Origin of the sequence: Vibrio fortis, assembly GCF_000695685.1 — a bacterium.
Lineage (GTDB): Bacteria > Pseudomonadota > Gammaproteobacteria > Enterobacterales > Vibrionaceae > Vibrio > Vibrio fortis_A.
In genome coordinates this window covers 155,057-162,571 of sequence record NZ_JFFR01000005.1, presented here as the reverse complement: position 1 = coordinate 162,571, position 7,515 = coordinate 155,057, and the positions used below count along the sequence as shown (strand labels likewise).

Genomic DNA, 7,515 nt, shown 5'->3' with positions numbered 1-7,515 from the left:
GTATCTAGAGCTTCAGCTAGCTCAACGATCTTGTCTTCCCATTGCTTCTCGCCGTTTAGTGCGCCAAGAGCAGAACCTTGGATTACTGGTAGGTCATCACCTGGGAATTCGTACTCAGAAAGAAGTTCACGAACTTCCATTTCTACTAGCTCTAGTAGCTCTTCGTCATCAACCATGTCACATTTGTTCATGAATACGATGATGTAAGGGATACCAACTTGACGACCAAGTAGGATGTGCTCACGAGTTTGAGGCATTGGGCCGTCAGTCGCAGCAACAACTAGGATACCGCCGTCCATTTGTGCAGCACCAGTGATCATGTTTTTAACATAATCCGCGTGTCCTGGACAGTCTACGTGTGCGTAGTGACGTGATGGAGTGTCGTACTCAACGTGAGAAGTTGCGATTGTGATACCGCGCTCACGCTCTTCTGGAGCGTTATCGATAGATGCGAAGTCTTTCGCTTCACCACCGTACACTTTAGAAAGTGTAGTACAGATAGCAGCAGTTAGAGTTGTTTTACCGTGGTCAACGTGGCCGATAGTACCAACGTTTACGTGCGGTTTCGTACGTTCAAATTTTTCTTTAGACATGGGGTGTCCCTCTAGGTACGGATTAAGTGGCTTTGATGACCACGCAACCAAAAAAAATGGTTATTTTTTAATTTAAAGGAGAAGAAGCTTTAGACTGGTGCTGATACCCAGATTTGAACTGGGGACCTCACCCTTACCAAGGGTGCGCTCTACCGACTGAGCTATATCAGCACACAAATTTGAGTTGGAGCGTGCAGCGGGAATCGAACCCGCATCATCAGCTTGGAAGGCTGAGGTAATAGCCATTATACGATGCACGCAACACGTAACTCTGTTTGAGCTATTTAACCTTTAGAATATGGTGGAGGGGGACGGATTCGAACCATCGAAGGCAGTGCCGGCAGATTTACAGTCTGCTCCCTTTGGCCACTCGGGAACCCCTCCAAATTTTTAAGCTTTCTTCTCGCTCCCTTAAGAGGGAAGAAAGTGGTGCCGACTACCGGAATCGAACTGGTGACCTACTGATTACAAGTCAGTTGCTCTACCTACTGAGCTAAGTCGGCACAAGTGGGGCGCATTTTATTGAATGATTTTCCACCTTGCAATAGTAAATTGAAAAAAAATGGAAAAATCTAATAAGTAATGAAATTTAGCGGGTATTTCTTATTAAGTTTGTCTCTTTAATCCACATCTCTCTCACGAATATATTTTATTTATCCATCGCATGATGTATTTTCCATGCACTTGTTTTGTAACCCACTATAGAGTTTTTATGAGCCCATTTATGTCATTTGACCGCGAACGCTGGTCTGAACTAAGAAATTTAGTTCCCATGACACTGTCAGAAAATGACTTAAAAGAGCTTCAAGGGATCAATGAAAAATTGACGATGGAAGAAGCGGTAGAGATCTACCTCCCCCTCTCACGTCTATTAAACCTCTATGTGGCAGCAAGACAGAACCGTAACTCGGTGCTCCAACAGTTTTTGGATAAAGATGAGAAAGCGCCTCCCTTTGTTATTGGTATTGCAGGCAGTGTCGCAGTAGGGAAAAGTACCACAGCTCGATTACTGAAAGCCCTGCTTTCTCGCTGGGACAACCACCCAAAAGTTGAGCTGGTGACCACCGACGGCTTTTTATATCCAAATGAAGTACTGCAAGAAAAAGGTTTAATGGGCAAAAAAGGCTTTCCTGAGTCTTACGATATTAAGCGCTTGGTGAAGTTTGTTTCCGATGTCAAAGCCTGTAAGCGCAATGTGCAGGCGCCTGTCTACTCACACCTAACCTACAACATCACCGACGAAGTGAAAGAAGTTGATCTTCCAGATGTCTTGATCATCGAAGGACTGAATGTACTGCAGAGCGGTATGAACTACCCACACGAACCACATCGTGTATTTATTTCAGATTTCTTGGATTTCTCTCTTTATGTCGACGCAGACAGCGCGCAAATTCAAGAGTGGTATGTGAATCGCTTTATGAAGTTCCGTGAGGGTGCATTCGCCAAACCAGGTTCTTACTTTAGCCACTACACCCTGCTCAATGATCAAGAAGCGGTCGATAAGGCTCAGAATATCTGGAAGTCGATTAATGGTCTCAACTTAGAGCAGAATATCTTACCGACCAGAGAGAGAGCGCACCTTATTCTACGTAAGGGCGCTGATCATATGGTTGAAGAGGTTTTATTACGCAAGTAGTGAGGATGATTTTTAGTATTTTGGGGGGCAACTAGTCCGCTTTGCGCAGTGAGATTTCGCCACCAATATAGGCTTCAATGCCATTCTCAGTTTCTAGTAGAACAGCACCTTGCTCATTAATGCCTTTGACCGTGCCCTCTATCTCTCTCGGCCCAATGATCAAACGAACCGAACGTCCTAGGAAGTTATCTAATCGATTCCAGCGTCCAACAAAGTCTGTCATTCCTTTAAGCTCATACTCATCAAGTGCTTTATACCAAGCATTAATCAACGCCTGTGCGAGCTCATTGCGGTCTGGTACCTGACCTTCGCAGACTTCTTTTAACGAAGTCCATGGTTGTCCAATACCCGATGTACTTGGATCCATTGATAAGTTTAGGCCCATACCGATCACGATATTAGCCGCACCACCAGACTGGCCTGAAAGCTCTACCAAGATTCCCGCAAGCTTCTTATCATTGTGATATAGGTCGTTCGGCCATTTGAGTTTGACGCCTTCAACACCCATTTCTTCTAAAGCCTCTACAATGGCAACACCAACGACGAGACTCAGTCCCATTGCCGCTGCCATACCAGCATCCAGTCGCCAGTACATTGACAAATATAAGTTGGCGCCAAACGGGGATACCCATTCGCGTCCACGGCGACCACGCCCAGCAGCTTGGTATTCTGCAATACATACCGAACCTGACTCTAGAGAATCTCCCTTATCAAGTAGGTGTTGGTTTGTAGAACTGATAATTGGTATAAGTTCTAGGGACGAATCTACGCCAGGCGCCTTAAGCTTCGAATCATCAAGCATGTTCAGTGGCTGAGCGAGCTTATAGCCCTTACCTTGCACTCGATAAATATCCAGTCCCCAGTCTTGTATACCCTTAATATGCTTACTGATAGCGGCACGAGAGACACCTATCAGCTCGCCTAGCGCTTCACCTGAATGGAACTCACCATCAGCCAGAGCTTTAAGCAGGGTTAACTTGGTTGTATGGTCTCTCATGCTAGCGCCTCCAGTGCGATATCAAGATTGATCTCACCATCTTTCCCCATAAACCTCACTTCATGCTCAAGCGTGATACCAAACTTCTCTTTAACTGCTGAGCGAACTTGGTTTGCTAGACGAACAACATCAGAAGAAGAAGCATCACTGTAGTTGATCAAAACCAAGGCCTGATTTGGGTGAACCTGGGCGCCCCCTTCTTTGTGCCCCTTGAACTGACATTGATCGATCAACCAACCTGCAGCCACTTTGATCTTATCGCCACTCTCATAGCCAACAATATTTGGATAAGTTTGAGTTAAGCGATCATAGTGATCCTTTTCGATCACCGGGTTTTTAAAGAAGCTGCCCGCATTACCACTTACTGCAGGATCAGGAAGCTTGCTTGAGCGAATAGCACAGACTTCATCAAAGATTACACGAGGGGAAATCGTCTCCATGTCCAACGCTTTGAGTGGCCCATAGTGATTACATGGTTGCCAGTCTTTACTCAAGGTTAAACCAATCGCGACCACGATTGCTTTACCATAAAGGGCATGCTTGAATATCGAATCACGATAACCAAATTGGCACTCATCGCGACTTAACCTCTTTACCGTGTATGTGTCTAAGCACAGGATATCAACGTATTCACATACATCTTGCAACTCAACGCCATAAGCACCGATATTCTGAATCGGGGCAGAACCTGAACATCCAGGAATCATGGCTAGATTTTCTAATCCACCAATGCCTTGCTCTACAGACCACTTCACCAAGCTTGGCCAGTCTTCACCACCACTAATATGAAGTTTATAGTGTGTCTCAGTTTCGGTTCGCTCAATCCCTTCCAGCTTATTCACCATCACCAAGCCTGCAAAGTGCTCGGTAAATAGCATGTTGCTACCCTTGCCTAGCATCAGTTTCGGAAGGTGGCTCCATTGTGGAGATTGGTAAGCAGAGATCAGATCGTCTACAGAGCGGATTTCAATAAGCACATCACAAGTCTGCTCGATAGAGAAGGTATGTGCCTTTTTCAAACTGGCATTGAGATAAGATTGCATGGCGATATTCAATTAAACTAAACTGCCTCCATTCTACAGCAGTTACCCAACCGGCGCAGTGATTGAATGAACAATGTAATAATAGCCCAGCTGGATCCGATCAAAGTTCCATTAGTTAAGCGCTTCTATAAAGAGCATTACCCCTCCGGTAAAGCTAACAAGAGCGAGTTAATCTACTCGTTAACCATCGATAACCAATTATTAGGAGTGGTTCGTCTTCGCACAATCGAGCAGTTTCGCTTACTGACAGGAATGGCCATTTCAAAAGAGTATCGAGGGCAACAACTGGGGAAACAATTGATGGACTACTGTGAAGAAAATACGTTGAATGAGCAAGATTATTGCTTTGCTTACGCCCATTTAGAGAACTTTTATAGCCGCCACCATTTCGTAAAAATAACACCTCAAGAGCTGCCAAATAGCCTGAAAAACCTCTTCGAGCGCTATACAAATAGTGGAAAAGATCTCATTCCTATGCATTATCAGCAAAATTGTTAGAGAATGCCTCGATTATCTAGTAATTCGCTATTTGCCTTTGGTAAAATTCGCTGTTCGCAATTTTGCATATTTTTAAGGTCAAACAGTCAATATGATTGCTAGTAGGAATCCATTCATACAGTTACCCACTGTAGCTCAGAACCCCGATAAGTTTGAAGTACTGTTATCAGCACAAGAGTTCAGAACTCGTTTACTTAAAGAGATCTCTGAAGCAACTCAGCGTATCTGTCTGGTTGCTCTCTATCTAGAAGATGACGAAGCAGGTCGTGAGATCCTTACTGCACTGTATGAAGCTAAGCAAAGCAACCCTCAGCTTGATATCAGTGTCTGTGTTGATTGGCACCGAGCTCAGCGTGGCCTTATTGGTGCGGAATCATCAGAAGGTAACGCTGCAATGTATAAAGCATTCGCAGATAAGTATGAACATGAAGTCCCTGTTTATGGCATCCCTGTTCGCGGCAAAGAAGTCTTTGGTGTGCTTCACCTGAAAGGGTTCGTCGTTGACGATAAGGTTATCTACAGTGGTGCAAGTCTCAACAACATCTACTTGAACTATCACGACCGCTACCGTTTTGACCGTTACCATGTTTTAAACAATAAGACTCTTGCTGACACCATGTTCAGCTACGTGCAAGAACAAATGGTGGCAGACACAGCCGTAAACAACTTAGCTGACCACAGCAAGCCAACCACTAAACAAATTAAATCAGCGATCCGCCAGTTCCGGTCGACACTAGCTCGCTCTCAATATCAGTTTAAGAGCGAAGAAGTCTCAAGTGAGCAAGTGGCAGTGACTCCGCTCGTTGGCATTGGTAAGCGCCGCAACCGCCTAAACCAAGGCATCAATCAGTTGATCGCTCAAGCCAAAGATGAAATCTTCATCTGTACCCCTTACTTCAACTTCCCACCTAGCCTTGCGAAAGAAGTTAAGAAAGCCCTTAAACGTGGGGTAAAGGTAAGTATTGTTGTTGGTGATAAAACGGCGAATGACTTCTTTATCTCTCCAGAAGAAGAGTTCAAGACCATTGGTGGTCTGCCTTACCTATATGAGCTAAACCTTCGTCGTTTTGCTAAAGCGAATGAGGCAAACATCGCGAGTCGTAAACTGTCTATCCACCTTTGGAAACACGACTCAAACAGCTTCCACCTAAAAGGTATTTGGGTAGATAAGCGCTACATGCTTCTTACTGGTAACAACCTAAACCCAAGAGCTTGGAAACTCGATCTTGAGAACGGTATTTTCATCCAGGATAACTTCAATCACCTGGCTGAGAAATTCCAAGCTGAAGTCGATAATATCCTTCAACATACTCAGCTGATCTGCACTTATAAACAGCTAGATAAAGTTGATAGCTACCCAACCGAAGTACAAAAGCTAATACGCAAAATCACGCGCGTAAAGGCTGATAGAGTGCTAAAACAGATTCTATAAGTATCAGCTTTAAATTGTCTCTACCTTAACGCCTAGCAATCGCTGGGCGTTTTTGTATCTGTAATAAGAGATACGAGATACGGATAGTTTTCTCTGGCTATGATGTGGCCCCTAAAAAGTAGACACAGGGGTTTAGTTGATTAGCTCAAAATCCACTGAACAGGTAATAAAGATCTTATATACCTTTCAGGTTTATCGCCTAAATCAACTAAGTCCGGAACTGATCTTATAACCTAACAAGACGGCTATTTATGTTAGCGGATATAGTGCCCGAGCATATCTGCTTAAGTTTATATGAAGTAGTCAGTAGGATTAGAATCACAGGTCTAAGGCTAAGACATCTATCCTTAGAAACGACCAAAGCCTAATCGTAAGACTAGGCTTCCTAATAAACCAAAAGCTGTTGGGTCATGGGACTTTCGTTTCGATCCGCAAGCGATCTAACAACACAATCATCTCTGATTCTCTCGTCCAAAAATGTGTTTACACATTGAGGGGGCGACAGATGGATGTACAAAAGCCCTGCGATTTCTAGCAGGGCTTATCTGTAAGTAACGAAGTGCCAGTGGTCACAGGAGACCAGGACTCCTTGGTCCAAGACTAAAATACTTACCTCAGAAACGACGAAAGCCTAGTCGTAAGACTAGGCTTTCTGATAAGTGGGTAGTGGCCGGGGTTGCGGGCAACCGGGACTCTTTCGACCGAAGGGCGAATACAATCATTCAAACAAGACTAGGCTTTCTGATAAGTGGGTAGTGGCCGGGGTTGCGGGCAACCGGGACTCTTTCGACCGAAGGGCGAATACAATCATTCAAACGTAAAAAAGCCCAAGCAGTTATGCTTGGGCTTAGTATAAGTGGCGGAGTGGACGGGACTCGAACCCGCGACCCCCGGCGTGACAGGCCGGTATTCTAACCAACTGAACTACCACTCCGCAGTGGTAAACACGTCTTTAGACGTGGTTCCAAAATTAAAGCCTGGCGATGTCCTACTCTCACATGGGGAAGCCCCACACTACCATCGGCGCTATTGCGTTTCACTTCTGAGTTCGGCATGGAATCAGGTGGGTCCACAACGCTATGGTCGCCAAGCAAATTCTTAAAATCTGGAAAGCTGTTTCTGTTCTCTCAAACTCATTCAAGCGTTTGTATCTTTTGGGCCCTCAAAAACCCCTTGGGGGTTGTATGGTTAAGCCTCACGGGCAATTAGTACGGAAAGCTGTTTCTGTTCTCTCAAACTCATTCAAGCGTTTGTATCTTTTGGGCCCTCAAAAACCCCTTGGGGGTTGTATGGTTAAGCCTCACGGGCAATTAGTA

The 7,515-nt window shown here is 44.8% G+C and carries 6 protein-coding genes, 5 tRNA genes and 1 rRNA gene; 3 read left to right on the top strand and 9 right to left on the bottom strand.

Annotated features, from left to right (window positions below; genetic code table 11):
* The 5 genes from VFDL14_RS16705 to VFDL14_RS16725 all read right to left on the bottom strand — a co-directional run.
* On the bottom strand, positions 1 to 593 hold a 593-nt coding region (locus VFDL14_RS16705), incomplete at its 3' end, for a GTP-binding protein (protein WP_032550056.1).
* A gap of 95 nt (positions 594 to 688) precedes the next feature.
* Positions 689 to 764: transfer RNA gene (locus VFDL14_RS16710), tRNA-Thr, on the bottom strand.
* Positions 765 to 778: 14 nt separating this feature from the next.
* Positions 779 to 853, bottom strand: a tRNA-Gly gene (locus VFDL14_RS16715).
* Positions 854 to 892: 39 nt separating this feature from the next.
* Positions 893 to 977, bottom strand: a tRNA-Tyr gene (locus tag VFDL14_RS16720).
* A 43-nt stretch (positions 978 to 1,020) separates the two neighbouring features.
* Positions 1,021 to 1,096, bottom strand: a tRNA-Thr gene (locus VFDL14_RS16725).
* 209 nt (positions 1,097 to 1,305) lie between these two features.
* Here VFDL14_RS16725 and coaA point away from each other — a divergent pair.
* A complete protein-coding gene (gene coaA, locus VFDL14_RS16730; RefSeq protein WP_032550054.1) occupies positions 1,306 to 2,229 on the top strand; it encodes a type I pantothenate kinase in 924 nt (307 codons plus the stop codon).
* A 31-nt stretch (positions 2,230 to 2,260) separates the two neighbouring features.
* Here coaA and birA read toward each other — a convergent pair whose 3' ends face one another.
* Together birA and murB are read right to left on the bottom strand one after the other, a co-directional pair.
* Entirely contained in the window at positions 2,261 to 3,226 is a 966-nt protein-coding gene (gene birA / locus VFDL14_RS16735; RefSeq protein WP_032550053.1) for a bifunctional biotin--[acetyl-CoA-carboxylase] ligase/biotin operon repressor BirA, read from the bottom strand.
* The gene (gene murB / locus VFDL14_RS16740; protein ID WP_032550052.1) at positions 3,223 to 4,269 is read right to left on the bottom strand and encodes a UDP-N-acetylmuramate dehydrogenase; all 1,047 of its coding nucleotides are present in this window, start codon (positions 4,267 to 4,269) and stop codon (positions 3,223 to 3,225) included. Before murB ends, birA begins: the two co-directional genes overlap by 4 nt.
* 66 nt (positions 4,270 to 4,335) lie before the next feature.
* On the opposite strand from murB, the gene VFDL14_RS16745 reads away from it, so the two are divergent.
* On the top strand, positions 4,336 to 4,767 hold the full coding sequence (locus tag VFDL14_RS16745; protein ID WP_032550051.1) for a GNAT family N-acetyltransferase: 432 nt from the start codon (positions 4,336 to 4,338) through the stop codon (positions 4,765 to 4,767).
* A gap of 91 nt (positions 4,768 to 4,858) precedes the next feature.
* A complete protein-coding gene (pssA, locus tag VFDL14_RS16750) occupies positions 4,859 to 6,199 on the top strand; it encodes a CDP-diacylglycerol--serine O-phosphatidyltransferase (RefSeq protein WP_032550050.1) in 1,341 nt (446 codons plus the stop codon).
* Positions 6,200 to 7,056: 857 nt separating this feature from the next.
* Here pssA and VFDL14_RS16755 read toward each other — a convergent pair.
* Together VFDL14_RS16755 and rrf are read right to left on the bottom strand one after the other, a co-directional pair.
* A tRNA-Asp gene (locus VFDL14_RS16755) sits at positions 7,057 to 7,133 on the bottom strand.
* 41 nt (positions 7,134 to 7,174) lie between these two features.
* Positions 7,175 to 7,290, bottom strand: a 5S ribosomal RNA gene (gene rrf / locus VFDL14_RS16760).
* Between the last annotated feature and the right edge of the window lie 225 nt (positions 7,291 to 7,515).